A 24912-nucleotide genomic window follows, 5' to 3' on the forward strand; every position below is an offset into this window, starting at 1 on the left:
GCACTCAGGCGACTATACGTTCCTGCCATAGATCGCATCGGCACGCTTTTCAAATGCTTCCGTGAATTTTCGGAAGGCGATATCGAACATGGATCCCATGACGAAACCGAGCGTGCGGCTCTTGAATTCGTAGTCGATGTAGAATTTGACGACGGAATTTTCGGGGTTTTCCGCCGGAATGAACTGCCAGCGGTTGTCGAGGTAGCGGAACGGTCCGTCAATATATTTGGTGAGGATCACCTTTTCCTGCGGTTTGAGGAGAACCTGGCTGGTGAAGGTCTCACGGATGAGCTTGTAACCCACCGTCATGTCGGCAATGAGCAGGGTCTTGCCGTGGCTTTCCTTGCGTGAGCGCACCTTGAGGCTCTCGCACATGGGCAGAAACTGCGGATACGTCTCCACGTCCGCGACGAGATCGAACATCTCCTCGGCGCGATGGACGACGGGACGGCTCGTCTCAAATTTCGGCATCAGCTGCGATTTGCGTGCATCGCCTCGCGTGCAGCCCTCAATCGTGCAAAATCTTCGCCGGCGTGGTGCGACGAGCGGGTCAACGGGCTCGACGCAACAACGAGAAAACCTTTGGTCTTGGCGATCGTCGCATAGGACTTGAATTCGTCCGGCGTCACATAATTCAGCACTGGATGGTGCTTGCGGGTCGGCTGGAGATACTGGCCGATCGTCATGAAATCGACGTCGGCGCTGCGCAGATCGTCCATAAGCTGCAGGACCTCGTTACGCTCTTCGCCAAGCCCGACCATGATGCCCGACTTTGTGAAGATGGTCGGGTCAAGTTCCTTGACCCGCTGCAACAGCCGGATGGAGTGGAAATAACGCGCACCCGGCCGAACCTTCAGATAATTGGACGGCACGGTTTCGAGGTTGTGGTTGAAGACATCGGGACGGGCAGCGACAACGATCTCCAGCGCTCCCTCCTTGCGCAGGAAATCGGGCGTGAGGATTTCGATTGTCGTTCCGGGCGAAATGCGGCGGATCGCATGGATCACGTCGGCAAAATGCTGGGCGCCGCCGTCCGGCAGATCGTCACGATCCACCGACGTGATGACGACGTGAGAAAGGCCCATCTTCTTGACTGCCTTGCCCACATTCTCCGGTTCGTGCACATCGAGAGCGGTCGGCAGGCCCGTGGCGACATTGCAGAACGCGCAGGCGCGGGTGCAGATTTCGCCCATGATCATGAACGTCGCGTGTTTCTTGTCCCAGCATTCGCCGATGTTCGGGCAGCCGGCTTCTTCGCAAACCGTAACCAGGTTGTGCGAGCGAACGATATCGCGCGTCTCCGAATATCCCTTCGACACGGGCGCCTTGACCCTGATCCAGTCGGGTTTTTTCAGGACCTCCGAATCCGGGCGATGCGCTTTCTCCGGGTGGCGAAGGCGCCGCTTCTGGTCGATCGTGTCGAGTACCGTTACCATTATGTCTTCCTAGTTCGCGGTCCTGGCCTTGCCAAAAATCCACAGAATGAGAATTGCCCCGACGGTGGCGACGATCAGATTTCCCAGAAATCCGTAGAACTGGAAATTCAGAAGGCTGGCCAGCGTGCCGCCGACGAAAGAACCGGCAATACCGACGAGAATGTTGGTGAGCAATCCGTGATCGCGGTTCATCGCCTTTTCGGCGATATAACCGGCAATGAAGCCGATGACCAGCATTCCAAAGAAACCCACACCGGGCATGCCCATGATACCGACTGGCTGATCCATATTCTTCTCCCGCTAGCGCCCGGATGCGATGGCAACGGCGCGCAGCACCAGAGCCCATATAGCACCGAAAAGAAACCCGCCCAAGCCGCAAGCAAGCGTGACGACCCAGACCCCAGTCCACCCGCCGATTGCCGTTCCACTCACCGATATGGTGTTACCCGACAAAAGACTCAAGGCAGACGGCACGAAGCCGATCAGCAGGCCGACAATGGTCGACCATTTGAGGACCGCCCATGCAAGACTGGTCCAGGGCCTGCTGTCGCTGATGTTCAATCGCTCATCGTTCCTTTAGGCGTTCAGCACACGACCATAGGCGTCGAGTACACTTTCCTTCATCATCTCGGACAGAGTCGGATGCGGGAATATGGTGTGCATAAGCTCTTCTTCCGTGGTCTCTAAGTTCATGGCGATGACGAAGCCCTGAATGAGTTCCGTCACCTCCGCGCCGACCATGTGGGCGCCGATCAGCTGGCCGGTCTTCTTGTCAAAGATCGTCTTTACCAATCCCTGGTCTTCGCCGAGCGCGATCGCCTTGCCATTCGCAGCGAACTGGAACCGCCCGACGCGGATTTCACGCCCGCCTTCCTTGGCTTTCGCTTCCGTCAGCCCCACCGACGCCACTTGTGGCTGGCAGTAAGTGCAGCCCGGGATTTTGTCCTTCTCGAGCGCATGGACGCCCGGAACATTGGCGATCTTCTCGACGCAGATAACGCCCTCGTGCTCGGCCTTGTGCGCGAGCATGGGCGGGCCGGCGACGTCGCCGATCGCATAAACGCCGGGCACATTGGTCTTGCCGTAGCCGTCAGTTACGATGCAGCCGCGATCCGTCTTGATGCCAAGCGCCTCCAGGCCGAGATTCTCGATATTGCCTTGGACCCCAACGGCGGAAATCAGCCGTTCTGCCGGGATCTTCTCGATCTTGCCGTCCTTGGTTTCGACATGGGCGGTGATGGAGTTGGCTGCCTTTTCGACCTTGGTCACCTTGGCATCGGTGATGATCTTCATGCCCTGCTTTTCGAACTGCTTGCGGGCGAAGGCGGAGATTTCGGCATCCTCGACAGGCATGACTGTCGGCAGAAGCTCGACTACAGTCACATCCGCTCCCATGGTCCGGTAGAATGAGGCGAACTCGATGCCGATGGCTCCAGATCCCATAACGACCAGGGATTTCGGCATTTCCGGCGGCACCATAGCTTCAAAATAGGTCCAGATCAGCTTGCCGTCCGGCTCGATGCCGGGCAATGCACGCGGGCGTGCACCGGTGGCAATGATGATGTGCTTAGCCGAATAAGTACCTTCGCCAAGCGTGTTCTTGGGCACCGGATTCTGCGGCTCCATGGGCTTCTTCGAAGACTTTGAGACCACGATTTCGCCGGGCTTTGAGAGTTTCGCTTCGCCCCAGATCACGTCGACCTTGTTCTTCTTCATCAGGAAGCCGACGCCGCCGTTAAGACGCGCAGAGACGCCGCGCGAACGCTGAACGACGGCCTTGATGTCGGCCGAGATCTTGCCTTCGATCGTCAGGCCGTAATCCTTGGGATGTTGGCCGTAATGGAAGATCTCGGCCGAGCGCAGCAGAGCCTTCGTCGGTATGCATCCCCAATTGAGGCAGATGCCGCCAAGATGCTCGCGCTCGACGATGGCGGTTTTGAATCCGAGCTGCGCGGAGCGGATCGCGGTGACATAGCCGCCGGGGCCAGAACCAATGATGATCACGTCGTAATTATTGGCCAAGACCTTGGTCCTCCTGGATTAGAGATCGAGTATGTCTCGAACGATGGGAGCGACGGCTTTTCCGATCGCCCTGGTGTTTTCGGCATCAAGATGAATGCCATCAATGCTCGACGTTGCGGCGACCGAGCCGGCATCGAAGAACGCGCAACGGCCAAGCTCCGCCGCGTCACGGTAGAATTCTGCAAGCAGGTGCGATTGTTCTGCACCGCCCTCGAAGATCAGCCTGAATTCGCTCCATTCGTTGGCGCCGAATGGCGGCGGCGACATGATCAGAACAGCCGGCGCCTTGGTGTCGAACTGATAGGGCGCCGTGCGAACGATCTCGATCAGCCGCTGCATCCCCCGCTTGGCGCCGTAGGCGTTGCCGCAGAGTATATGCTTCATGTCGTTGGTGCCGAGCATGATGATGACCAGATCGAGCGGAAAATGCGTGCCAAGCGCCGTCGTCAGCGTCTTGGCAGCGTTGCGCTCAAAGCCCGAAAGGTGATCGTCGAACGCCGTCGTTCTCCCGTTCAGGCCATCGCTGATTACGTGCGCAGCTTCACCAAGTTCAGCCTGCAAGACTTCCGGCCACCGGTCCTTGCGTGCATGGCGACCCGAGCCGTCGGGGCGATAGCCCCAGGTCAACGAATCGCCATAGCAGAGGACGGTTTTCATCGCGTTGCTCAGACCAGCATGCCCATCGGATTTTCGATGTGCCGCTTGAAGGCCTGCGCGAGTTCGGCTCCAAGCGCACCGTCAACCGCGCGATGGTCGGTAGACAAGGTCACCGACATGATTGTCGCGATCTTGATCTCGCCCTTGCGAACGACCGCCCGCTCCTCGCCCGCTCCAACTGCAAGAATGGTTGCGTGCGGCGGGTTGATGATCGCGGCGAAATCCTTGACGCCGAACATGCCGAGATTGGACACGGCCGTGGTGCCGCCCTGATATTCTTCGGGCTTCAGCTTGCGGTCGCGGGCGCGCTTGGCGAGATCCTTCATTTCGTTGGAAATCGTCGACAGCGTCTTCTGCTCGGCCTTGCGAATAATCGGGGTGATCAGCCCGCCCGGGATCGACACGGCGACGCCAACGTCGGAATGCTTGTGCTTGACCATATTCGCGTCGGTCCACGAAACATTCGCTTCGGGAACGTCGCGCAACGCCAACGCCATGGCCTTGATGATCATGTCATTGACCGAAAGCTTGTAGGCGGGAACGTCGCCCTTTTCGGTCTTGATCATCGGCGAAGCCGTGTTGATCTGCGCCCGAAGCGCAAGCAGCGCATCGAGTTCGCAGTCGATGGTCAGGTAGAAATGCGGTACCGTCGTCTTTGCCTCGAGCAGGCGTTTGGCAATGGTCTTGCGCATGCCGTCATGCGGCACGAGTTCGTAAGAGCCTTGCTCGAAGAGCTTGAGCACGGCATCGTCGGACATTGGCTTGGCCGCTGCTGGCGCCGGGGCTGCAGCGGAAGCTGGAGCCGCAGCCGCGGGCTTTGCGCCGCCGCCCGAGATGGCAGCTTCCACGTCCTTTTTGACCACGCGCCCATGCGGACCGGAGCCGGTGACGCCGGACAGATCGATGCCTGCTTCCTTGGCGATGCGCCGTGCAAGCGGCGACGAGAAGGGCCGGTCACCCGACTTGGCAGGTGCACCAGATGCGGCAGGCGCGGCTGATGCGGCTGGCGCTGCGGCCGGTGCAGGAGCGGCGTCCACCTTTGGAGCAGCCGCGGCCTCCTTCTTCTCTTCCTTTGGCGCTTCCGTCTTGAGCGCCGCGCCATCGGCCTTAGCGGCTGCGGCGGCGTCCTCGCCCTCACCCGCAAGTATGGCGATGAGCGCGTTGACCTTTACGCCTTCGGTACCGGCGGGAACCACGATCTTGGCGACTGTGCCCTCATCGACGGCCTCGACTTCCATCGTCGCCTTATCAGTCTCAATCTCGGCGATGACATCGCCGGGACCAACCTTGTCGCCTTCCTTGACGAGCCATTTGGCGAGGTTGCCCTCTTCCATCGTAGGAGAGAGCGCCGGCATGGTGATATTGATCGGCATATCGGTTTCCTCCCCTTAAGCCGTGTAGGTCACAGCTTTGACGGCATCGATGATTTCCTTGACGCTTGGCAGCGCCAACTTTTCAAGGTTTGCCGCATAGGGCATGGGCACGTCCTTGCCGGCGACGGTGAGAACCGGCGCATCGAGATAGTCGAAGGCCTGCTGCATGACGCGTGTGGCAATTTCCGTGCCGACGGAGGATTGCGGATAGCCTTCCTCGATCGTGACGCAACGCCCGGTCTTCTTCACCGATTCGATCACCGTCGGCATATCCATCGGGCGGATCGTGCGCAGATCGATGATCTCGGCGTCGATGCCGAGCTTGGCAAGCTCCTCGGCGGCCTTGACCGTGTAGTTCATGCCGATGCCGAACGAGACGAGCGTAACGTCATTGCCCTTCTTGTGAATGCGCGCCTTGCCGATCGGCAGGACGAAATCGTCAAGCTTGGGCACGTCGAACGAATGGCCGTAAAGAATCTCGTTCTCCAGGAAAATCACCGGATTGGGATCGCGGATCGCCGCCTTGAGCAGGCCCTTTGCGTCGGCGGCCGTATAGGGCATCACGACCTTGAGGCCCGGAATGTGGCTGTACCACGCGGCGTAGCACTGCGAGTGCTGGGCGGCGACACGGGCGGCGGCGCCGCTCGGTCCGCGGAAGACCATCGGCGCACCCATCTGGCCGCCCGACATATAGAGCGTCTTTGCCGCCGAATTGATGATCTGGTCGATCGCCTGCATGGCGAAGTTGAAGGTCATGAATTCGACGATCGGACGAAGCCCGGTCATTGCGGCGCCAACGCCGACGCCGGCAAAGCCGTGTTCGGTGATCGGCGTGTCAACAACCCGGCGCGGGCCGAACTCGTCGAGCAGGCCCTGGGTGATCTTGTAGGCGCCCTGGTATTCGGCAACTTCCTCACCCATGATGAAGACATTCGGGTCGCGGCGCATTTCTTCAGCCATCGCATCGCGCAATGCTTCGCGCACCGTGGTCGAAACCATTTCGGTGCCGGCCGGAATGTCGGGGTCGGCCGCGACTTCGGACTTGGGAGCAGCAGGAACCGAGGCGGGAGCCTGTTCGGCCGCTGGCTCTGCCTTTGGAGCTTCGGCTTCTTGCGGCGGCGCCTCCGGCGCGGCCTTCGGCGCGCTGGCGGCATCGGCGCTCTCGCCGTCGCCGAGCAACACGGCGATGACAGAGTTTACCTTTACGTTGTCGGTGCCTTCCGGAACGACGATCTTGCCGATCGTGCCTTCATCGACGGCCTCAACTTCCATCGTTGCCTTGTCGGTCTCGATTTCGGCAAGCACATCACCGGAAGTGACTTTGTCTCCTTCCTTTTTCAACCACTTGGATAGTTTGCCCTCTTCCATCGTCGGCGAGAGCGCGGGCATAAGAATATCTACAGGCATTGGTCGCGCCTCCCCTTAGAGCAGAATATCGGTGTAAAGCTCGGACGGATCCGGCTCTGGATCGGACTGGGCGAAATCGGCGGCGTCGGCCACGATGTCGCGAACGTCCTTGTCGATCTTCTTCAGATCGTCCTCGCTGGACCAGTTATTGCCGATCAACCGGTTCTTCACCTGCTCGATTGGATCGTGCTCGGAGCGCATCTTCTGCACTTCGTCTTTCGACCGGTATTTCGCCGGATCCGACATGGAGTGGCCGCGATACCGGTAGGTCTGCATCTCGAGAATGATCGGGCCCTTGCCCGAACGCGCGAAGGCGGCTGCTTCCTCGGCAGCCGCGTTGACGGCGCGCACATCCATGCCGTCGACCTGGATGCCCGGAATATTGAACGAAACACCGCGCTTGGAGAAATCCGTTTCAGCCGAGGCCCGCGATACGGCGGTGCCCATCGCGTAGCGATTGTTCTCGATGATATAGATGACAGGCAGCTTCCACAGCGAGGCCATGTTGAAGCTTTCGTAGACCTGGCCCTGGTTGGCCGCACCGTCGCCGAAATAGGCGAGTGAGACATTGCCATTGTCGCGATAGCGATTGGCGAAGGCGAGACCCGTACCCAGCGAAACCTGGGCGCCGACGATGCCGTGGCCGCCGTAGAAATGCTTCTCCTTGGAGAACATATGCATCGAGCCGCCCTTTCCCTTGGAAAGGCCGCCGCGCCGTCCGGTCAATTCAGCCATGACACCGCGGGCACTCATGCCGCAAGCAAGCATATGGCCGTGATCGCGGTAACCGGTGATGACCTGGTCACCTTCCTTCAGGGCCATCTGCATGCCCGTGACAACAGCCTCCTGGCCGATGTACAGGTGACAGAAACCACCGATGAAACCCATGCCATAAAGCTGACCGGCCTTTTCCTCGAAACGGCGGATCAGCAGCATCTGGCGATAGGCTTCGAGTTCTTGCTCCTTGGTGAACTGGATGGGTTTTGGTGCTTTAACAGCAGAGGTCTGCGCAGAACGCGCAGGGCTTTTTTTCGCCCTCGTAGCCATATCTCACTCCCTGTGACTTGGTCGCAAGAGAATAGCAGCAGGGGCAGAAGTTACAATATGCAGAATTGAATAAGTGCTATGCAAATAAGCTGTTAAAAATACAGCATAAAACGGCTATTAACTAGAAATCAGTTAATAGCCAAATCGCCGGAGCCACGCATTATGGTGACTTCGTCCGGGCGGGACATGTTCAATGCCTTGCGAGCCTGTTCGTCCAACATATCCTTCTCAATCGTGCCATCATGCATAAGTTGGACCTGTCGTTCAAGCTCCGTGCGCGAAGCGGTCACGGCCTCGAGTTGAGCTTGCAGGAGCTTGGTCTGCTCCTGCAGCTTGATGGTCGAATAGAGACCGTATTCACCGTGGTAGGCGTGAAATCCGAAATAGCTGAAGAATAGCGCTGACAGGAACGGAACGATCAACCGTCCCCGTCGCGTTTTTCGTCTTTGTTTTGTCCACATGGAAGCCGGTCCGAATGCTGGGGAATCAGGCGACGATGCCCAATCTCTGGCAATCAATAAGACGATGTTTTGCTTAACAGGGTCTTACCGCCAGCCTTGAAAAGCAAAATGGCGGACACCAGGCCCGCCATTTTCTGTTGTCTTGCCAGTTTGCTGTCAGGCGTTGCGGAAGATGCCGCGGCCGGCATAGCGCGCCTGCGGTCCGAGTTCTTCCTCGATGCGGATGAGCTGGTTGTATTTTGCGACCCGGTCGGAGCGCGCCAGTGAGCCGGTCTTGATCTGCCCGCAGTTGGTGGCGACAGCAAGATCGGCAATTGTCGAGTCTTCAGTTTCGCCGGAACGGTGCGACATGACGGAAGTGTAGCCGGCGCGGTGCGCCGTATCGACCGCATCGAATGTCTCGGACAGAGTGCCGATCTGGTTGACCTTGACGAGGATCGAGTTGGCGACACCCATCTTGATGCCATCGCGCAGACGCGCCGAGTTGGTCACGAACAGATCGTCGCCGACGAGCTGGCACTTGTTGCCGACGAGGTCGGTCAGATATTTCCAGCCCTCCCAGTCATCCTCGGCCATGCCGTCTTCGATCGTGATGATGGGATAGTCGCCGACGAGCTTGGCGAGATACTTCGCCTGCGTTTTCGGATCGCGCGACTTCTTCTCGCCTTCGTAGACGTAGTTGCCGTCCTTGAAGAATTCGGTCGAAGCGCAATCCAGACCAATGGCGATTTCCTCGCCCGGCTTGTAGCCGGCCTTCTCGATCGATTCGACGATGAAGTCGAGTGCAGCCTGGGCCGTCTTGATATTGGGCGCAAAGCCGCCTTCATCACCGACATTGGTGTTGTGGCCGGCATCCTTCAGGCGCTTCTTCAGGGTGTGGAACACTTCCGAACCGTAGCGCACGGCTTCGGCGAGCGACGATGCGCCGACGGGGAGGATCATGAACTCCTGGAAGTCGATCGGATTGTCGGCATGAGCACCGCCGTTGATGATGTTCATCATTGGCACGGGAAGCACATGCGCCGACGGGCCGCCGAGATAACGGTAGAGCGGCAGGCCGGATGCTTCCGCCGCAGCCTTGGCGACAGCAAGCGAGACGCCGAGGATGGCATTGGCGCCAAGACGGCTCTTGTTCGGCGTGCCGTCCAGATCGATCATGGTCTGGTCGATGTGGATCTGGTTCTCTGCCTCGAGACCGCCGATAGCGTCGAAGAGTTCGCCATTGACCGCATCCACGGCCTTCTGAACGCCCTTGCCGAGATAGCGACTCCCACCATCGCGCAGTTCGACTGCTTCGTGCGCACCGGTGGAAGCGCCGGAGGGAACGGCTGCACGACCCTTGGACCCGTCTTCGAGAATGACATCGACTTCAACAGTCGGATTCCCGCGACTATCCAGAATTTCGCGGCCAATGATATCTACAATTGCAGTCATGGAATTCCCTTTCAATGAGCTCAGAGCAGCGTTGGGCTGGGCCACTGATAGCGAATGAAGATGACAAGGAAAATCCCCAGCAGGACGAAATGTCGCCTAAAAAGACAAAAGGGCCGCCGGTGGCGACCCTTTCGCGCTGGCCTCAGGGCGGATTACGCCGCCCTGTCGACCTTGTAATAGGAAAATGCGTTGTCGCGAACGCGGCGACCATCGTTCTCGGAGAGTTCCGAAATGGTGTGCGCCGGAGCCTGCGTCAGCTGTTCCTTGGTGAACGGGACCACATAGCCGCCCGTGCTTTCGTCGTAGTTCAGGAGTTTCCAGGGAACGGCATGGTATTTTTCACCCATTCCCAGGAAGCCTCCAAAGCCGATAACCGCAAACATGATGCTATCGGAGGTCTTGTCCAGCATCACATCTTCGATCTCGCCGATCTTGTCGTTGGCTTCGTTATAGACGTTTGTACCAATCACACGGGTGGCGCGAATTGCTGTAGTATGTCCGGATTTGGTCGGCATATTTCTTCCTCCTTGTTTGAAGCTGCCATGGAGGAGTAATGAGCAACCCCGCGTGAGGGTTGCATAAAAAGTTATTTCTCGGGACGGAACTTCCGCCGCTACCTATGCCCTTTTGGCAATCCGATCGAATTCCAGCAGTGTTTCGAGAAGTCTAGGCATCTGGTCGATCGGCACCATATTGGGGCCGTCCGAGGGCGCGTTATCCGGATCCTGATGGGTCTCGATGAAGACACCGGCGACGCCGACTGCCACTGCAGCGCGCGCCAGCGTCTCCACAAATTCGCGCTGGCCACCCGTGGATCCGCCTTGCCCGCCCGGCTGCTGCACCGAGTGCGTGGCATCGAATATGACGGGAGAGCCGAGACCGGCCATGATTGGCAACGAGCGCATGTCGGAGACAAGCGTGTTATAGCCAAAGGAAACCCCACGTTCGGTCAGCATGACGTTGGGATTGCCGCTCTCGGTGACCTTTGCCGCGACATTCTTCATGTCCCATGGCGCCAGAAACTGGCCCTTCTTGATGTTGACGACCTTGCCGGTCTTTGCGGCCGCGATCAGAAGATCGGTCTGGCGGCAAAGAAAGGCCGGTATCTGCAGAACGTCCACCACTTCACCGAGGATCGCGCATTGCTCTTCGGTGTGCACGTCGGTCAAGGTCGGTAGGCCGAACTCCTTCCGGATGTCGGCAAAGACCGGCAGGGAGTTTTCGAGCCCAAAACCACGCTTGCCGGTGAGCGACGTGCGGTTGGCCTTGTCGAAGCTCGATTTGTAAACAAGGCCGATACCGAGCTTGCCTGTGATCTCCTTGAGGGTGCCCGCCATGTCGAAAGCATGCTGGCGGCTCTCCATCTGGCACGGGCCAGCAATGAGTGAAAACTGCGACGCGTTCGAAAACGCCACATTGCCAGCTTTAACGGTCGAGTTCGGGGTCATCAGACTGCCTCAAATGCGATGGCGGCGCCCTGCCCTGGTGCCTTGTGCACGATCAGGCGGGAGCCGCGCGGTTCGAAGGGTATATCGTTGCTGCGAAGGAGCGATTCAACGGCGACGAGATCGCGAACGCCAACGACGAAGGCCTGAAGGCGCAAGCCCCGTTCGACGCCCGGTGCTTCAAGGCCGAAGAACGAATGCAATCCTTGCGGCGAAAGCACGCTGACGTTGGCGTTTGAAGCGCGCAAATCCATGCCGAACGAGTGTGCATTGACGTCGCGCTGGTTGACGACTTCCTGCAGGAGATACTGGAAATCGGTCGGATTTACCTCAGAAAGGACTACTTCGCGCAAGCTGACGGCGCCATTTGCATGGGCCTGCAACTGGCTGCGATCGGCATTTGGCGCATGTACGCGCTCGCAGGTGAAGAAAAACGCATCCGGCGCACGCAGGTCGGCGGCAAATGCCAGCCTGAAGCTTGCCCTGTCCTCCTTGCCGTCCGGGGTAACGAACGGGCGCGAGAAGTTAAGAATTACGCCTGCCGATATGCCAGCCTCCATGAAGGCCAAGTGATCACGCTCCGCGTCTCGCGTTCCCATGACGAGGGCCGAAAAGCCTTCATTGCCACACCGGAATCGATAGGCTTGATCGCGCGCAACAAAGACATTGCCTGCCCTGGCCTCGGCCTCACAGACTTCGCGCTGGCCGATGGCAAGGAATTCGAGAAACGTATCGTCGCCCAGGAAAACGCAGACATTCTCGGTCCCGAACGGGTGCTTGCCGACCGGAGCCACGGTAAAGCCGAGCTTGCCCAGGCGGTCGCGCGCCACATCGAGATCCGCAGTCGGCAGCACAAGGTGGTCGACCGGGTGGGGCGTGCGCGGCGACTGCGTTGTCATGGTGATGGGTATGCCTCAAAGCAATGCAACGTCATACCTCCACCGGTCACACGAGCCGGCTTTGAGCCATGGCAGCGTTGATGAACGACGCAAACAGCGGGTGCGGCTCGAACGGGCGCGACTTCAATTCCGGATGGTACTGGACGCCGATAAACCAGGGATGATCGGCATATTCGATCGTCTCCGGCAAGACACCATCCGGCGACATGCCGGAGAACACCAGACCGCAATCCTCAAGCTTCTGCTTGTAGTCGATATTTACCTCGTAGCGATGGCGATGGCGCTCGAAAATGTCGGTCGAACCGTAAATGTCGGCGATGCGCGTGCCGGATTTCAATAGCGCTTCATAGGCGCCGAGCCGCATCGTACCGCCAAGATCGCCGGCCTTCGTGCGTTTCTCGAGCATATTGCCCTTCAACCACTCGGTCATCAGACCGACAACCGGCTCCTTGGTCGGGCCGAACTCGGTGGACGACGCATGTTCGACGCCGGCCAATGACCGTGCAGCTTCCAGCACAGCCATCTGCATGCCGAAGCAGATGCCGAAATAAGGCACCCTCCGTTCGCGTGCGAATTTCGCCGCGAGGATCTTGCCTTCCGAACCGCGCTCGCCGAAACCGCCGGGAACGAGAATGCCGTGAACCTTCTGCAAATAGGGCGCCGGATCTTCCTGTTCGAAAATCTCGGATTCGATCCAGTCGAGATTCACCTTCACCTTGTTGGCCATGCCGCCATGGTGCAGTGCCTCGATCAGCGATTTGTAAGCGTCCTTTAGGCCCGTATACTTGCCGACGATGGCAATGGTGACTTCGCCTTCCGGATTGTGAATGCGCTGGCTGACTTCGTCCCAGCGCTCCATCCGCGGTTTCGGGGCAGGATCGATGCCAAAGGCCGCCAGCACCTCGGAATCGAGGCCTTCCTTGTGATAGGCCATCGGCACGTCATAAATGGTCTCGACATCGAGCGCCTGAATAACCGCCGAAGCGCGGACATTACAGAACAATGACAGCTTGCGACGCTCGGATTCGGGAATTTCCCGGTCAGCGCGGATAAGCAGGATGTCGGGCGCAATGCCGATCGAGCGCAACTCCTTGACCGAATGCTGCGTAGGCTTGGTCTTGAGTTCACCGGCGGCCGGGATATAGGGCATCAGCGTCAAGTGGATATAGACAGCCGAACCGCGCGGCAGATCGTTGCCAAGCTGGCGGATCGCTTCGAGGAACGGCATGGCTTCAATATCGCCCACCGTGCCGCCGATCTCGCACAGCACGAAATCATAGTCTTCATTGCCCTCGACAACGAAGTTCTTGATCTCGTCGGTGACATGCGGAATGACCTGAACCGTCGCGCCGAGATAATCGCCGCGGCGTTCCTTTTCGATGATGTTGCGATAGATCCGTCCGGTGGTGATGTTGTCCTGCTTGTTGGCAGGACGCCCCGTGAAACGCTCATAATGACCAAGATCAAGGTCGGTTTCCGCCCCATCGTCGGTTACGAACACTTCGCCGTGCTGATAGGGCGACATCGTACCGGGGTCGACGTTGAGATAAGGGTCGAGCTTGCGGATCCGCACACGGTATCCACGAGCCTGCAGAAGCGCCGCCAAAGCGGCAGCAGCGATGCCTTTTCCGAGGGAAGAAACCACGCCGCCAGTGATGAAAACATATCGGGCCATGGGCTTATCTCGTTAGTCCTTTGCGAGTGATTTGGCCACAAAAAAATTGGCGGGCCTGCCAATTTTCCCATTCCAACGATTGTTTATTCCAAACAAAACGGCCAGACGCGAGGTCTGGCCGTTCCAGTGAATTAGATAATAGTCTTTACAGCACGATAACTTGAGTGCCGACGCTAACGCGGTTGTAAAGGTCGATGACATGATCGTTGACCATGCGGAAACAGCCGTTCGAAGCGGAACTTCCGATGGTCCAGGGCTGGATCGTGCCATGGATTCGCACATGCGTATCGCGGCCGCCCTGCGACAGGTAGAGGGCGCGTGCGCCAAGCGGATTGCCGGGGCCGCCATCCATGCCATTCTCATATTTGGCATAGTGAGCCGGCTCGCGTTCGATCATTTCCTTGGTTGGAATCCAGCGCGGCCACTCGCGCTTGGTCTGGATCTGGGCGGTGCCCTTGAACTCCAGACCTTCCTTGCCGACAGCGATGCCATAGCGGCGCGCCGTAAACGGCGATTCGATCAGGTAGAGGAACTTGTCCTTTGGATCGATGACGATCGTGCCGGTCTTGTAGCCGGTAAAGGGCACATCCTGCGGCATGTACTTGGGATCGATACCGTATTTGTTCTTTGCCTTGCCCGTGGCGGGCTTGCGCACTTCAGCGACGTCGATGGGCGCTGCGGCGGCAGCGGCATCCGGATTTACGACAGCTTCCGGCGCGAGCGGTTGCGGCGCATCGCCGGTAAACGGATTGAGGATCCGCTTCAGAAATGGTTCGGCTGATGCCGGGCCGGTCAAGGCCAGGACTGACATGCCAATGAGTAAGGAGCGACGTGAAAGCATATTTGAAATCCCGCGTAGATTGCACAACGCCATCACGGCGTTTGCGAGGCCCCCGAGGCCAACGTTTATGGCGATAACCGAAGACCGGTTTCTTCTCAATGCAAATCGCTGTGAAGAACAACGTCCGACGATTCTTCACACACAACGGTTGCGGAAGCGCAACACTTTATTGCGCTTGCCGCGAAAGACGTTCAAACGGTGCCCGATTATTGCGAATTCGGGACCGGGTTCGCCGGCTGTGCCGGAGCAGGTGCAGCCGGGGCTGTATTGGCCGGGGCCGGCGATTCGGGCGTTACCGGCGCAGTCGCTCCCGGAGCGGCGGGCGCATCCGTCGGCGCCGTTGCGGGCTTCGACGAAGGACCGCCCAGCTGGTTGAGGATACCGCCGCTCGTCGGCGGCTGCTGGCCCTGCTGGCCCGCTGGCTGCGTGCCCGTCGTCTGTGGAATACGGTTCAGAATGTCCGTCGGGTTTTCGCCGTAGCGCGCCATGATACCCAGCGCCAGCGAAGTGATGAAGAACCCCGCCGCGAGAATTGCCGTCGCACGGGTCAGGGCATTGGCAGCGCCGCGCGCTGTCATGAAACCCGAGCCGCCACCGATCCCGAGACCGCCGCCTTCCGAGCGTTGCATAAGCACGACACCGACAAGGGCAAGTACAATCAGAAGATGAATGACGATAACGACGGTTTGCATGGGGTATTTTCTGCTTTCTAGAAATCGGACGCGGCTCTTTACACCGTATCCTTCAATAAACCAAGCCCGTCCGCAGACAGATTTCCTGGTTCCATTGCTTGTCCGAGCCGATCAGAGGGCGTGATACGCCTCACAGATGGCGAGGAAGTCCGCCGCTTTCAAGCTTGCGCCGCCGACCAAAGCGCCGTCGACATTGTCGATGCCAAGCAATTCGACTGCGTTTGAGGGCTTGACCGAGCCGCCATAAAGGATCCGCATCTTCGTTCCGTCCTCGCCAAAGCGCTTGGCAAGAGCCGCGCGGATCGAGCCATGGACGTCTTTGACGTCGTCCGGCGTGGGTGTCAGTCCGGTACCGATGGCCCATACGGGTTCATAGGCAATAATGGTATTGCCGGACCGCGCGTCTGCCGGAATCGACCCTGCGAGCTGCGTCGCTATGATTTCGAGCGTCGAACCCGCGCGGCGCTGCGCTTCGGTTTCACCGATACAGATGATGGTCGTCAGTCCGGCTTCCCAGCCCGCCTTTGCCTTGGCATTGACGATCTCATCGGTCTCCGCGTGATCTGTGCGCCGTTCGGAATGTCCGACAATGACATGGGTCGCGCCGGCATCGAGCAACATATTCGCTGCGATATCGCCGGTATGGGCGCCGGATTTTTTGAAATGACAGTCCTGGCCGCCGATCGCCAGCGCCTCGCCTTCTACCAGCTGGGCTGCGCGGAAGACGAGCGTAGCCGGCACACAGATCAGTGCGTCGATCTTCTCGCCTATGGCGGAATTCGGCCGGTTGACGATCGTACGCAGTTCGTCGAGCGACTCTGCCGTACCGTTCATTTTCCAGTTTCCAGCAACGAGCGGACGCACATCAGGGGTCATTGGGTGTTCCTTGGACGTTTGTTTGGTCGATTTTCTCAGTGATTTGATTGCCTGACTAGCAAATTCAATTGATAAAGCAATCGACACATGCCCTGCATCACGCTATTCCCGCGTGGATTAAATTATGCTTCTTGACTGACACGGTGATTTTTCATGCTCGACTCTCTCCGCAATGTTGCACAGACCTGGGTGGTCAAGGTGCTCATGGGCCTTCTCGTCATCAGCTTTGCCGGATGGGGTGTATCCAATACGATCCTTGGTGCAATCGGCGGCGGCGCGGCAATCCGCGCAGGCCATTCCGAGGTCTCTCCGGTAGACTACCGCCTCGCCTATGACCGCCAGCTTGCAGCGCTCTCGCAGCAGTTCGGGCAGAGGCTGACGCGCGAACAGGCTGACGCCATCGGCATTGGGCACCAGGTCCAGGGACAGCTCGTTGCAGGCGTCGTTCTCGACGAACAGGCGCGCACCATGTCCCTCGGCCTCTCCAGGGACCGCCTCGCCCAGCTTGCGGCAGAAGATCCAGCCTTCCATGGCCCGGATGGTCGGTTCAACCAGGCGCAGTTCAATGCCGTGTTGCGCAATGCCGGCATGAACCCGCAGAGCTACCTCGACAATCGCGCGCAGGTCGCGCGCCGCCAACAAATCGTGGAGGCCGTCGCCGACGGCATAAAGGCGCCTGATGCGCTTCTGAAGGCCCTCGCCATGTACAAGGGCGAATCGCGCACCATCGACTATGTCGCCATGCCGGCCGACTTCATCAAGGACGTCGCTGATCCGAGCGATGACGCGCTGAAGGCCTATTTCGAAGCGAACAAGGAGGCCTACGGCGCGCCGCAGTATCGCAAGATCACCTATGTAAAGCTCGAGCCGAAGGACATCGCCAACGCGGCAACCGTCGCGCCGGAAGAAATCAAGGCGGAATACGACAAGAACATTGCCCGCTACACCACCCCGGAAACCCGGACGATCGAGCAGCTTACCTTCGCCAATGTGGAAGCGGCAAAGGCGGCGCACGACAAGATCGCAGCCGGAACGAGCTTCGAGGACGTTGTAAAAGCGGAAGGCAAGACGATGGATGACGTCCGGCTCGGGACATTCCCGAAGCCAGCCCTCCCCGATCGCTCAATCGCGGATGCCATCTTTGCGCTGCAGCCAAATGGCATCAGCGACGTGCTCAAGGGTACTTTCGGACCGGTGATCGTTCGCGTTACCGCGTCGACGCCGGAGGTCATCAAGCCGCTTTCGGAAGTCGAAAACGACATTCGTGAGAACCTCGCTCTTGCCCAGGCGGCATCGACCATCGGCGACGTGCACGACGCCTACGAGAATGCGCGCGCTGACGGGCAAAGCATGGCGGAGGCCGCAGCCAAGGAAAATCTCAAGGTTGTAACCATCGACGCGGTCGACCAGGCTGGTCGGGGCATGGACGAAAAGCAGCTCGCCGATCTTCCTTTTGACGAGAACCAGCTTGCCGCTGTCTTCCAGGCCGATGTGGGCTTTGACAACGAACCGTTCAATCTCGGCACCAATGGCTATCTCTGGTACGACGTGACCAGCGTGACGCCCGCGCGCGAGCGCCCGCTCGACGAGGTGAAGGCCCGCGTCATCGCCAACTGGAAGAAGACGGAAATCGAAAAGCAGCTCAATGCCAAGGCGGAAGAGGTACGCAAGCGCGTCGCCGATGGCACTTCGCTCGATGTGATTGCGTCCGAGTTCAAGTTCACCAAGGATACCAAGCGTGGCATCACGCGCGAAAGCAAGGATGCGGATCTGGGTCAAGGTGGCGTTGCCTCGGTATTCGACGGCCCGGAAGGCGTGGTCGGCGTGACGGAATCGGCGACCGATGGCTCGAAGCTGATCTTCAAGGTGACGGAATCGATCGAGCCAGCAAATGTCGGACCAGATGCGATCACCACGGTCGAGAAGAATGCCATCGGCAATCGTCTTGCCGATGATCTGCTCGACCAACTGGTTTCGCAGTTGCAGACTGTCTATCCTGTTTCCGTCAACCAGTCCGTCATCGACAGGGCCCTGGCCCGCTGAGCCGCGAGAAAGAGAATGGCTGAACTAAAGCGCTTTATCGGCATTGCGGCAGCAGGCAAGGCTCTCACCCGCGAGGAAGCGGTCGAGGCCTTCGATATCATGATGTCCGGACAGGCAACGCCGGCGCAGATTGGTGGCCTGTTGATGGCGCTGCGTGTGCGCGGCGAAAACATCGACGAGATCACCGGCGCCGTTTCTGCCATGCGCTCGAAAATGCTGACGGTGACTGCACCGGCAAAAGCCATCGATATCGTCGGAACGGGCGGCGATCAGTCCGGCTCATATAATGTGTCGACTTGCGCTGCCTTCGTTACCGCCGGTGCCGGCGTTCCTGTTGCCAAGCATGGCAATCGGGCGCTGTCCTCGCGTTCCGGCGCGGCCGACACGCTCGCGGCCCTCGGCATCAATATCGAGATCGGGCCGGAGCTGATCAGCGATTGCATTGAACAGGCAGGCATCGGCTTCATGTTTGCGCCGATGCATCACCCGGCCATGAAACATGTCGGGCCGGCGCGCGTCGAACTTGGCACACGGACGGTTTTCAACCTGCTTGGCCCGCTGACCAACCCCGCCGGTGTCAAGCGCCAGCTCGTCGGCGTGTTTTCCCCGGAATGGGTCGAGCCGGTCGCGCACGTGCTCAAGGCGCTCGGATCAGAATCTGTCTGGGTCGTTCACGGGGATGGCCTTGACGAAATTACCACTGCGGGGGTCACGAAAGTCGCCGCGCTGGAAAACGGCGTCATTCGTCAATTCGAGATTGATCCGGAGTCTTTCGGCCTGCGGCTTGTCGATCCCCAGGACCTGAAGGGCGGTTCGGCGGATGAGAATGCCGTGTCGCTGCTCTCCGTCCTCGATGGCGCCCATGGCGCGTACCGCGATATTACGCTGTTCAATGCCGGCGCGGCGCTGGTGATTGCCGGCGCGGCGCCGGATCTGAAAGCTGGCATTGCCGTGGCTGGCCAATCGATCGACAGCGGCGCGGCGCGAAATGTGCTAAAGAAGCTGGTTCACGTATCCAATAGCGGGGCGATCTGACCATGGCTGATATTCTTCGCAAGATCGAGGCCTACAAGCGCGAAGAGATCGCGGCCGCCAAGGCGCGGACACCGCTCGATGAACTGCAGGCGCGGGCGCGCGACGAGGATGCGCCACGTGGCTTCCTTGCTGCTCTGCGCAAAAAGCGCGATGCGGGCGAGTTCGGCCTGATTGCCGAAATCAAGAAGGCGAGCCCTTCCAAGGGGCTGATCCGGCCGGATTTCGATCCACCCGCGCTCGCCAAGGCCTACGAACAAGGCGGCGCCGCCTGTCTCTCCGTTCTCACGGACCAGCCATCCTTTCAGGGCGCACCGGAATATCTGGTCGCTGCGCGCGCCGCCACCGGACTGCCTGCCCTGCGCAAGGATTTCCTGTTCGACACTTATCAGGTGTACGAGGCGCGCAGCTGGGGGGCGGATTGCATCCTCATCATCATGGCCAGTGTTTCCGACGATCTCGCCAAGGCGCTTGAGGAAACGGCGCTGGCGCTCGGCATGGACGTGCTGGTTGAGGTTCACGACGAGGCCGAGATGGAACGGGCGCTGAAACTCACCTCCCCGCTCCTAGGCATCAATAACCGCGACCTGCGTACGTTCGATGTCGACATTGCCACTTCCGAGCGGCTGGCCGGTATGGTTCCAGCGGACAAGCTGCTTGTCAGCGAGAGCGGGATCTTCACGCATGCGGATTGCGAGCGGCTTTCCCGCTCCAACATCGGAACCTTCCTCGTCGGTGAAAGCCTGATGCGAAAGGACGATGTCGCGGTGGCGACGCGGCTCCTCCTGAACGGCGCGACTTCGCAACAGAACGACGCGGCATGACGAGGCTTAGCCATCTCGACGAAACGGGCGCGGCCCATATGGTCGATGTGGGCGGCAAAGGCGAAACCGAACGCGTGGCGATCGCGGAGGGTTACGTTCAGATGCAGTCTGAGACATTGGCGCTGATCCGCGCTGGCAATGCCGCCAAGGGCGATGTGATCGGTACGGCGCGGATCGCCGGGATCATGGCGGCAAAGAAGACACATGACCTCATTCCGCTCTGCCATCCGCTCCTTTTGAGCAAGATCACGGTCGATATCGAGGCGGATGAAACGTTGCCCGGCCTGAGAGTGTCTGCAACGGTAAAGCTGGTGGGCAAGACCGGGGTTGAAATGGAGGCGCTGACCGCGGTCTCTGTTGCCTGCCTCACTATATACGACATGGCGAAAGCCGCTGACAAAGCCATGATTATTCAGGATATTCGACTGTTGCGGAAGACCGGCGGCAAGTCCGGCGACTGGTCGGCCGATCCAATCAACGGGAACTGATATGGCAGCCCTCCTCCCCGTCAACGAAGCGCTGGCGCGGATTCTGGCCGGTATCGATACGCTCGATTTCGAGATCGTTCCCCTTGCGGATGCAGGCGGCCGCGTCCTCGCCGAAGATCTTCACGCCAAGCGCCAGCAGCCGCCCTTTGCCGCCTCGGCGATGGACGGTTACGCCGTACGCGCCGCGGATGTCGCGGCCGTGCCTGCGACCTTGCAATTGATCGGTCAATCCGCCGCCGGGCATGCTTTTGCCGGCACCGTCGGCCCAGGTGAGACAGTGCGGATCTTCACGGGAGCCCCTCTTCCCGACGGCGCCGACAGCGTCGTCATCCAGGAAAACACCGTTGCGCATGGCGAGCGCATCGAGATCGCCGAGCCTATCGAGCAGGGCAAGAATATCCGCAAGGCCGGGTTGGACTTCAATGAAGATGACGTGTTGCTTGAGGCAGGACGTGTGCTCGATGCGGGCGCGCTGGCCCTTGCCGCATCGGGCAATCATCCGGCGGTCCCGGTCGTGCGCCGGCCACGCATCGCAATCCTTGCGACTGGCGACGAACTGGTTGCTCCCGGCGAAGATATGCGACCCGACCAGATCGTCGCATCGAACAGCTTCGGCCTTGCCGAAATCATCCGCCAGGCGGGCGGCATCGCCATCGATCTCGGTATTGCCGAAGACCGCGTCGAAGCCCTGAGCGCAGCTTTCGACCGCGCCACGGTTGCCGACGCCGATGTTGTCGTGACCCTCGGTGGCGCATCCGTCGGCGATCATGATCTCGTCCAGCCCGCGCTGGCTGCACGCGGCATGGTTCTCGATTTCTGGAAGATCGCGCTGCGGCCCGGCAAGCCGTTGATGTTCGGCCGTCTTGACGGCACCCGGATTCTCGGGCTTCCCGGCAATCCCGTATCCAGTCTCATCTGCGCGCATATCTTCCTCGTGCCGCTTATCCGCGCGTTCAGCGGTCGTGCACACGAGCCGGATACGCGCAGCGCCGAACTCGGGACCGACATGGCGATGAACGACCAGAGACAGGACTATGTGCGGGCTCGCGTCGTACGGCAGCCGGACGGCGCGCTCGTCGCCACGCCCTTCCCGCTGCAGGATTCCTCGATGCTGAAGTTTTTCGTCGAAGCGAACGGCCTGATCGTGCGCAAGCCGTTTGCGCCGGCCGCATCCGCGGGATCGCCCTGCGACGTCCTGATGTTGCGCTAGGGCAACATTAAAGGGTGTTGCAGGGGTGCACGCCTTGCCGTCTATGGACCCGGCAAACTAATTTTGTTACGACTTTATAAGTTGATTCGATGTTTATTTAAGTAGTACAACCGTTGGTTGTGGAAATATAGCGATACTAATGAAGTAATACCCGCATCCGGAGCATTCTGAATAATTATTGGAAGCGTTTTTAGCGCTTTTCGGTAGCGCTTATCACTAATTTTTCTTCGTAACGCGAGATTATTTTGCGCGGTATATGATTTATTGCCCGAAGGTTATTTACATTGATTTTATTTACGAGAATTGCCCGTTTTTGGGCCAATTTATCTAAGTATTTTCTGGCAATTACCTTTGCAGGGCTCCTGACATGGGTGTTCCCGGGCGTCGCCCAGGCCCAGGTGCAGCGAAGCATGATTAATCAGAGCTTCGAAGACCCGGTTATCGGGGCCTTGCCCTGCTATGCGACAATACGTGAAGACCTTGTTCCTGGCTGGAACACTTCTCACACTAAAATCGGTAATCCTTCGGGGAGCTGCTTGTCGGTCAAGCCCGGCGGAAGTCTTACAGGGGGAAGCGGTGGGTTCGTCGAGTTCTGGCGATCAGGCGAAGGTGGCGTGTTTGCGTCGGACGGTAGTCAGTTCGTCGAATTGAACGCGAACGAGTCTTCGCGACTCTTCCAGACCGTTTGTCTCGTTAACGGAGAAACTTTCAACTGGCGCTTCAGTCATCGCGCCCGCGGAAACGGCAATGAAACACTGTCTTTCAACATATCTCCGACCTCAAAGCCAGCCGGGTTGCCCGCTGACAGCACGACAACGGAGATTGTCTCTGACGTTGTAAAAAAGGCGGATGGCTGGAAAAAACGCAGCGGCTCTTTCACCTATACGGGTGACTCCGGCTTGCAGACTCTGGGGTTCAGGTCGAGCGACGCCGGTAGTAGCGGAAACTTTCTTGACGACGTTCAAATAGAGCTGGGGCCCTATGTCGAGTTCCAACCCGCCGAAGGTAGCGGCGCGGAAAGCATCGCAACAGCGAACCTTCCGACGCTACGGCTCGCCGGAACCCTTACCAAACCGTTGACCGTGACGGTCAGCGTCAGCGGTACGGCGACGCTCGGAAAAGACTTTACAACGCCCAACGGGACAAACAAATTCACCGTCGATATCCCAGCCGGGGACTATGACGGCACCAATGGCGTTCCAACCGGCATCAAGGTCACGAACGACACGGATATCGAGCCTAACGAAACGATTCTCCTCACCATCGAGCCGAATAGCGCCGCGTACACGCTCGCAAGTACGACGTCGTGCGGCGGCAAATCGACGACCACCACGAAGTACACAATACTTGACGACGATGTACGCATCACGGTCAAGAAGCAACTGACGGGCAATCGGGTTAACGCCACCGATCAATTCGTGCTTTCGGTCGCCGACGCCAACAACTTTGACCTTGTGAACATCACCACTACTGGTACCGGTACGACCGCAAACGGTGTTGCTTCCGCAAATGTCGTGGGTGGGGCAAAGTATTTTGTGAAAGAAGGGCCCGCCAGTACGGTCAGCCCGTCCTATGTCGTCGAGTCATATGGTTGCGTAAACGCCAATGCCGATTCCACAACCGTCCTTCCATCGGGTAAAAACAAGAACGTTGTGGATATCACGCCAATAGGTGGAGACGACATTACCTGCACCTTCAGGAATGCTCCGCCACTTTATGCCATGACGCTGGCGAAAATCATCACAAGCGGCGATCTCTACTCCAATGTCGGAGATAAGATTACCTACAACTACACGATCACCAATTCCGGCAATGTGACGATTACAGATACGATAGGTATTGGCGACGATAAAATCGCTAGCGTTTCCTGTCCTCCCCTCCCCGCCACTGGCTTTTTACCAAACACGGCGCTCGTGTGCTCGGCCTCCTACACGGTCGTCCAGGCCGATCTCGACGCAAACAAGGTCACCAATACCGCAGTCGCAGCCACCAGCAAGTTTTCATCTCCGAAAGTGTCGGCCACCGCCTACCGCCTTCCTGTGATGGGCTTGGATATAAAGATCACACCCGATCCCTATTCGGCCGTCGGCGAGAAGATCGTCTACAAATACACAGTGACCAATACCGGCAATGTGACGATCACCAAACCCATTGTGGTCACGGACGACAAATATACGGTAAAATGCGATCCGCTGCCGGCTGGCGGGTTGGCTCCAAAAGCCACGCTCACCTGTACCGCCGAATATACGATCAAACAGGACGACCTCGACACCGGCAAGATCGTCAATACGGCGACGGCCACCAGCCAGGGCGTTCCTCCCTCTGTTCCAACAACCGCGATCGCATTGGCAAAGCAGACGCCCGGCCTGACGCTAGAGAAAAAAGTGGCCGGTGGTACGAAGACCTATGCTGCCGTAGGTGAAAAAATCACTTACGAATACAAGGTCACCAATAGCGGCAACGTGACGATCACCAGGCCGGTCAGCGTCAGCGACGACAAGATCACAACGGTCACCTGTCCAAGCCTGCCAAGCCCTCCCACAGTGAAGGGGAGCGTGACCGACGGCAAGCTTGCGCCGGGCGGCACCTTGACCTGCACGGCCGACTACAGCGTCACCCAGGCCGATATCGATGCCGGCAAGGTGGTCAACACCGCCTCGGCCACGGACGGCACCACCAAGTCGCCCGAGGTGTCGGTAACGGCAACGGCAACGCAGGCGGCGGCGCTGAAACTGGAAAAGTCGATCAGCGCCGGCAGCCCGTTCAAGGCGGTCGGCGACAAGATCAGCTATGCCTACAAGGTCACCAACAGCGGCAATGTGACCATCACCAGGCCGATCAGCATCAGCGACGACAAGATCAAGAGTGTGACCTGTCCGGCGCTGACCGACGGCAAGCTTGCGCCGGGCGGCACCTTGACCTGCACGGCCGACTACAGCGTCACCCAGGCCGATATCGATGCCGGCAAGGTGGTCAACACCGCCTCGGCCACGGACGGCACCACCAAGTCGCCCGAGGCGTCGGCAACGGCAACGGCAACGCAGGCGGCG

At 59.1% G+C, this 24912-nt stretch carries 23 protein-coding genes and 1 pseudogene; 6 read left to right on the forward strand and 18 right to left on the reverse strand.

Going from position 1 to position 24912, the window contains the following annotated elements; translation table 11 throughout:
• Window positions 1-12: 12 nt before the first annotated feature.
• The 18 genes from BLR72_RS06760 to tpiA form a co-directional block, all read right to left on the reverse strand.
• Window positions 13-471 (reverse strand): type II toxin-antitoxin system RatA family toxin, encoded by a 459-nt coding sequence (locus tag BLR72_RS06760; RefSeq protein ID WP_091946306.1) that lies wholly within the window; start codon window positions 469-471, stop codon window positions 13-15.
• The gene (lipA, locus tag BLR72_RS06765; protein ID WP_027233310.1) at window positions 471-1436 is read right to left on the reverse strand and encodes a lipoyl synthase; all 966 of its coding nucleotides are present in this window, start codon (window positions 1434-1436) and stop codon (window positions 471-473) included. The genes BLR72_RS06760 and lipA overlap by 1 nt, the downstream gene beginning before the upstream one ends.
• A 9-nt stretch (window positions 1437-1445) precedes the next feature.
• Entirely contained in the window at window positions 1446-1724 is a 279-nt protein-coding gene (locus BLR72_RS06770; RefSeq protein ID WP_027233311.1) for a GlsB/YeaQ/YmgE family stress response membrane protein, read from the reverse strand.
• Window positions 1725-1736: 12 nt separating this feature from the next.
• Window positions 1737-1934 carry a hypothetical protein gene (locus BLR72_RS06775; RefSeq protein ID WP_091946722.1) on the reverse strand — a complete coding sequence of 66 codons (198 nt, stop codon included), beginning with the start codon at window positions 1932-1934 and terminating at the stop codon, window positions 1737-1739.
• A 78-nt stretch (window positions 1935-2012) separates the two neighbouring features.
• Complete coding sequence (gene lpdA, locus BLR72_RS06780; protein ID WP_091946309.1) at window positions 2013-3458, reverse strand: dihydrolipoyl dehydrogenase; 1446 nt, start codon at window positions 3456-3458, stop codon at window positions 2013-2015.
• A gap of 18 nt (window positions 3459-3476) precedes the next feature.
• On the reverse strand, window positions 3477-4115 hold the full coding sequence (locus BLR72_RS06785) for an SGNH/GDSL hydrolase family protein (protein WP_091946312.1): 639 nt from the start codon (window positions 4113-4115) through the stop codon (window positions 3477-3479).
• A gap of 8 nt (window positions 4116-4123) precedes the next feature.
• Window positions 4124-5488, reverse strand: coding sequence for a pyruvate dehydrogenase complex dihydrolipoamide acetyltransferase (locus tag BLR72_RS06790; RefSeq protein WP_091946314.1), 1365 nt, complete (start codon window positions 5486-5488; stop codon window positions 4124-4126).
• A gap of 15 nt (window positions 5489-5503) precedes the next feature.
• Complete coding sequence (locus BLR72_RS06795) at window positions 5504-6895, reverse strand: pyruvate dehydrogenase complex E1 component subunit beta (protein ID WP_091946316.1); 1392 nt, start codon at window positions 6893-6895, stop codon at window positions 5504-5506.
• A 15-nt stretch (window positions 6896-6910) separates the two neighbouring features.
• Window positions 6911-7942, reverse strand: a complete 1032-nt coding sequence (gene pdhA, locus BLR72_RS06800; protein WP_027233317.1) for a pyruvate dehydrogenase (acetyl-transferring) E1 component subunit alpha — start codon at window positions 7940-7942, stop codon at window positions 6911-6913.
• 128 nt (window positions 7943-8070) lie between these two features.
• The gene (locus BLR72_RS06805) at window positions 8071-8403 is read right to left on the reverse strand and encodes an FtsB family cell division protein (protein ID WP_027233318.1); all 333 of its coding nucleotides are present in this window, start codon (window positions 8401-8403) and stop codon (window positions 8071-8073) included.
• 156 nt (window positions 8404-8559) lie between these two features.
• Window positions 8560-9837, reverse strand: coding sequence for a phosphopyruvate hydratase (gene eno / locus BLR72_RS06810; RefSeq protein WP_091946318.1), 1278 nt, complete (start codon window positions 9835-9837; stop codon window positions 8560-8562).
• A 152-nt stretch (window positions 9838-9989) separates the two neighbouring features.
• On the reverse strand, window positions 9990-10352 hold the full coding sequence (locus tag BLR72_RS06815) for a PRC-barrel domain-containing protein (RefSeq protein WP_027233320.1): 363 nt from the start codon (window positions 10350-10352) through the stop codon (window positions 9990-9992).
• A gap of 102 nt (window positions 10353-10454) precedes the next feature.
• Window positions 10455-11288 carry a 3-deoxy-8-phosphooctulonate synthase gene (gene kdsA / locus BLR72_RS06820; RefSeq protein ID WP_091922731.1) on the reverse strand — a complete coding sequence of 278 codons (834 nt, stop codon included), beginning with the start codon at window positions 11286-11288 and terminating at the stop codon, window positions 10455-10457.
• Window positions 11285-12181, reverse strand: a complete 897-nt coding sequence (locus BLR72_RS06825; protein WP_091946321.1) for a VOC family protein — start codon at window positions 12179-12181, stop codon at window positions 11285-11287. Before BLR72_RS06825 ends, kdsA begins: the two co-directional genes overlap by 4 nt.
• 46 nt (window positions 12182-12227) lie before the next feature.
• Window positions 12228-13856, reverse strand: a complete 1629-nt coding sequence (locus tag BLR72_RS06830; protein WP_091946324.1) for a CTP synthase — start codon at window positions 13854-13856, stop codon at window positions 12228-12230.
• Window positions 13857-14001: 145 nt separating this feature from the next.
• Complete coding sequence (locus tag BLR72_RS06835) at window positions 14002-14697, reverse strand: L,D-transpeptidase (RefSeq protein ID WP_091946328.1); 696 nt, start codon at window positions 14695-14697, stop codon at window positions 14002-14004.
• Window positions 14698-14903: 206 nt separating this feature from the next.
• Complete coding sequence (gene secG / locus BLR72_RS06840; protein WP_027233325.1) at window positions 14904-15389, reverse strand: preprotein translocase subunit SecG; 486 nt, start codon at window positions 15387-15389, stop codon at window positions 14904-14906.
• A gap of 111 nt (window positions 15390-15500) precedes the next feature.
• On the reverse strand, window positions 15501-16265 hold the full coding sequence (gene tpiA, locus BLR72_RS06845; RefSeq protein WP_091946332.1) for a triose-phosphate isomerase: 765 nt from the start codon (window positions 16263-16265) through the stop codon (window positions 15501-15503).
• 153 nt (window positions 16266-16418) lie between these two features.
• On the opposite strand from tpiA, the gene BLR72_RS06850 reads away from it, so the two are divergent.
• From BLR72_RS06850 to BLR72_RS06875, 6 genes and pseudogenes are all read left to right on the forward strand, one after another.
• On the forward strand, window positions 16419-18308 hold the full coding sequence (locus BLR72_RS06850) for a SurA N-terminal domain-containing protein (RefSeq protein ID WP_091946335.1): 1890 nt from the start codon (window positions 16419-16421) through the stop codon (window positions 18306-18308).
• Between the two features lie 15 nt (window positions 18309-18323).
• Window positions 18324-19343 carry an anthranilate phosphoribosyltransferase gene (trpD, locus tag BLR72_RS06855; protein WP_091946338.1) on the forward strand — a complete coding sequence of 340 codons (1020 nt, stop codon included), beginning with the start codon at window positions 18324-18326 and terminating at the stop codon, window positions 19341-19343.
• Between the two features lie 2 nt (window positions 19344-19345).
• Window positions 19346-20164: an indole-3-glycerol phosphate synthase TrpC gene (trpC, locus tag BLR72_RS06860; RefSeq protein ID WP_091946341.1), complete on the forward strand. Its 819-nt coding sequence runs from the start codon at window positions 19346-19348 to the stop codon at window positions 20162-20164.
• Entirely contained in the window at window positions 20161-20652 is a 492-nt protein-coding gene (moaC, locus tag BLR72_RS06865; protein WP_091946344.1) for a cyclic pyranopterin monophosphate synthase MoaC, read from the forward strand. The genes trpC and moaC overlap by 4 nt, the downstream gene beginning before the upstream one ends.
• Before the next feature lies 1 nt (window position 20653).
• Window positions 20654-21862, forward strand: a complete 1209-nt coding sequence (glp, locus tag BLR72_RS06870; protein WP_091946348.1) for a molybdopterin molybdotransferase MoeA — start codon at window positions 20654-20656, stop codon at window positions 21860-21862.
• A gap of 284 nt (window positions 21863-22146) precedes the next feature.
• Window positions 22147-24912: pseudogene (locus BLR72_RS06875) on the forward strand (hypothetical protein); the annotation flags it as partial.

The organism is Phyllobacterium sp. YR620, from assembly GCF_900104165.1.
Lineage (GTDB): Bacteria > Pseudomonadota > Alphaproteobacteria > Rhizobiales > Rhizobiaceae > Phyllobacterium > Phyllobacterium pellucidum.

Bases quoted from the DNA above. Each gene is read 5' to 3' on its own strand.
- BLR72_RS06760 (WP_091946306.1), bottom strand. From the start codon at position 471: ATGCCGAAATTTGAGACGAGCCGTCCCGTCGTCCATCGCGCCGAGGAG.
- lipA (WP_027233310.1), bottom strand. From the start codon at position 1,436: ATGGTAACGGTACTCGACACGATCGACCAGAAGCGGCGCCTTCGCCAC.
- BLR72_RS06770 (WP_027233311.1), bottom strand. From the start codon at position 1,724: ATGGATCAGCCAGTCGGTATCATGGGCATGCCCGGTGTGGGTTTCTTT.
- BLR72_RS06785 (WP_091946312.1), bottom strand. From the start codon at position 4,115: ATGAAAACCGTCCTCTGCTATGGCGATTCGTTGACCTGGGGCTATCGC.
- BLR72_RS06790 (WP_091946314.1), bottom strand. From the start codon at position 5,488: ATGCCGATCAATATCACCATGCCGGCGCTCTCTCCTACGATGGAAGAG.
- BLR72_RS06795 (WP_091946316.1), bottom strand. From the start codon at position 6,895: ATGCCTGTAGATATTCTTATGCCCGCGCTCTCGCCGACGATGGAAGAG.
- pdhA (WP_027233317.1), bottom strand. From the start codon at position 7,942: ATGGCTACGAGGGCGAAAAAAAGCCCTGCGCGTTCTGCGCAGACCTCT.
- BLR72_RS06805 (WP_027233318.1), bottom strand. From the start codon at position 8,403: ATGTGGACAAAACAAAGACGAAAAACGCGACGGGGACGGTTGATCGTT.
- eno (WP_091946318.1), bottom strand. From the start codon at position 9,837: ATGACTGCAATTGTAGATATCATTGGCCGCGAAATTCTGGATAGTCGC.
- BLR72_RS06815 (WP_027233320.1), bottom strand. From the start codon at position 10,352: ATGCCGACCAAATCCGGACATACTACAGCAATTCGCGCCACCCGTGTG.
- BLR72_RS06825 (WP_091946321.1), bottom strand. From the start codon at position 12,181: ATGACAACGCAGTCGCCGCGCACGCCCCACCCGGTCGACCACCTTGTG.
- BLR72_RS06830 (WP_091946324.1), bottom strand. From the start codon at position 13,856: ATGGCCCGATATGTTTTCATCACTGGCGGCGTGGTTTCTTCCCTCGGA.
- BLR72_RS06835 (WP_091946328.1), bottom strand. From the start codon at position 14,697: ATGCTTTCACGTCGCTCCTTACTCATTGGCATGTCAGTCCTGGCCTTG.
- secG (WP_027233325.1), bottom strand. From the start codon at position 15,389: ATGCAAACCGTCGTTATCGTCATTCATCTTCTGATTGTACTTGCCCTT.
- tpiA (WP_091946332.1), bottom strand. From the start codon at position 16,265: ATGACCCCTGATGTGCGTCCGCTCGTTGCTGGAAACTGGAAAATGAAC.
- BLR72_RS06850 (WP_091946335.1), top strand. From the start codon at position 16,419: ATGCTCGACTCTCTCCGCAATGTTGCACAGACCTGGGTGGTCAAGGTG.
- trpD (WP_091946338.1), top strand. From the start codon at position 18,324: ATGGCTGAACTAAAGCGCTTTATCGGCATTGCGGCAGCAGGCAAGGCT.
- trpC (WP_091946341.1), top strand. From the start codon at position 19,346: ATGGCTGATATTCTTCGCAAGATCGAGGCCTACAAGCGCGAAGAGATC.
- moaC (WP_091946344.1), top strand. From the start codon at position 20,161: ATGACGAGGCTTAGCCATCTCGACGAAACGGGCGCGGCCCATATGGTC.
- glp (WP_091946348.1), top strand. From the start codon at position 20,654: ATGGCAGCCCTCCTCCCCGTCAACGAAGCGCTGGCGCGGATTCTGGCC.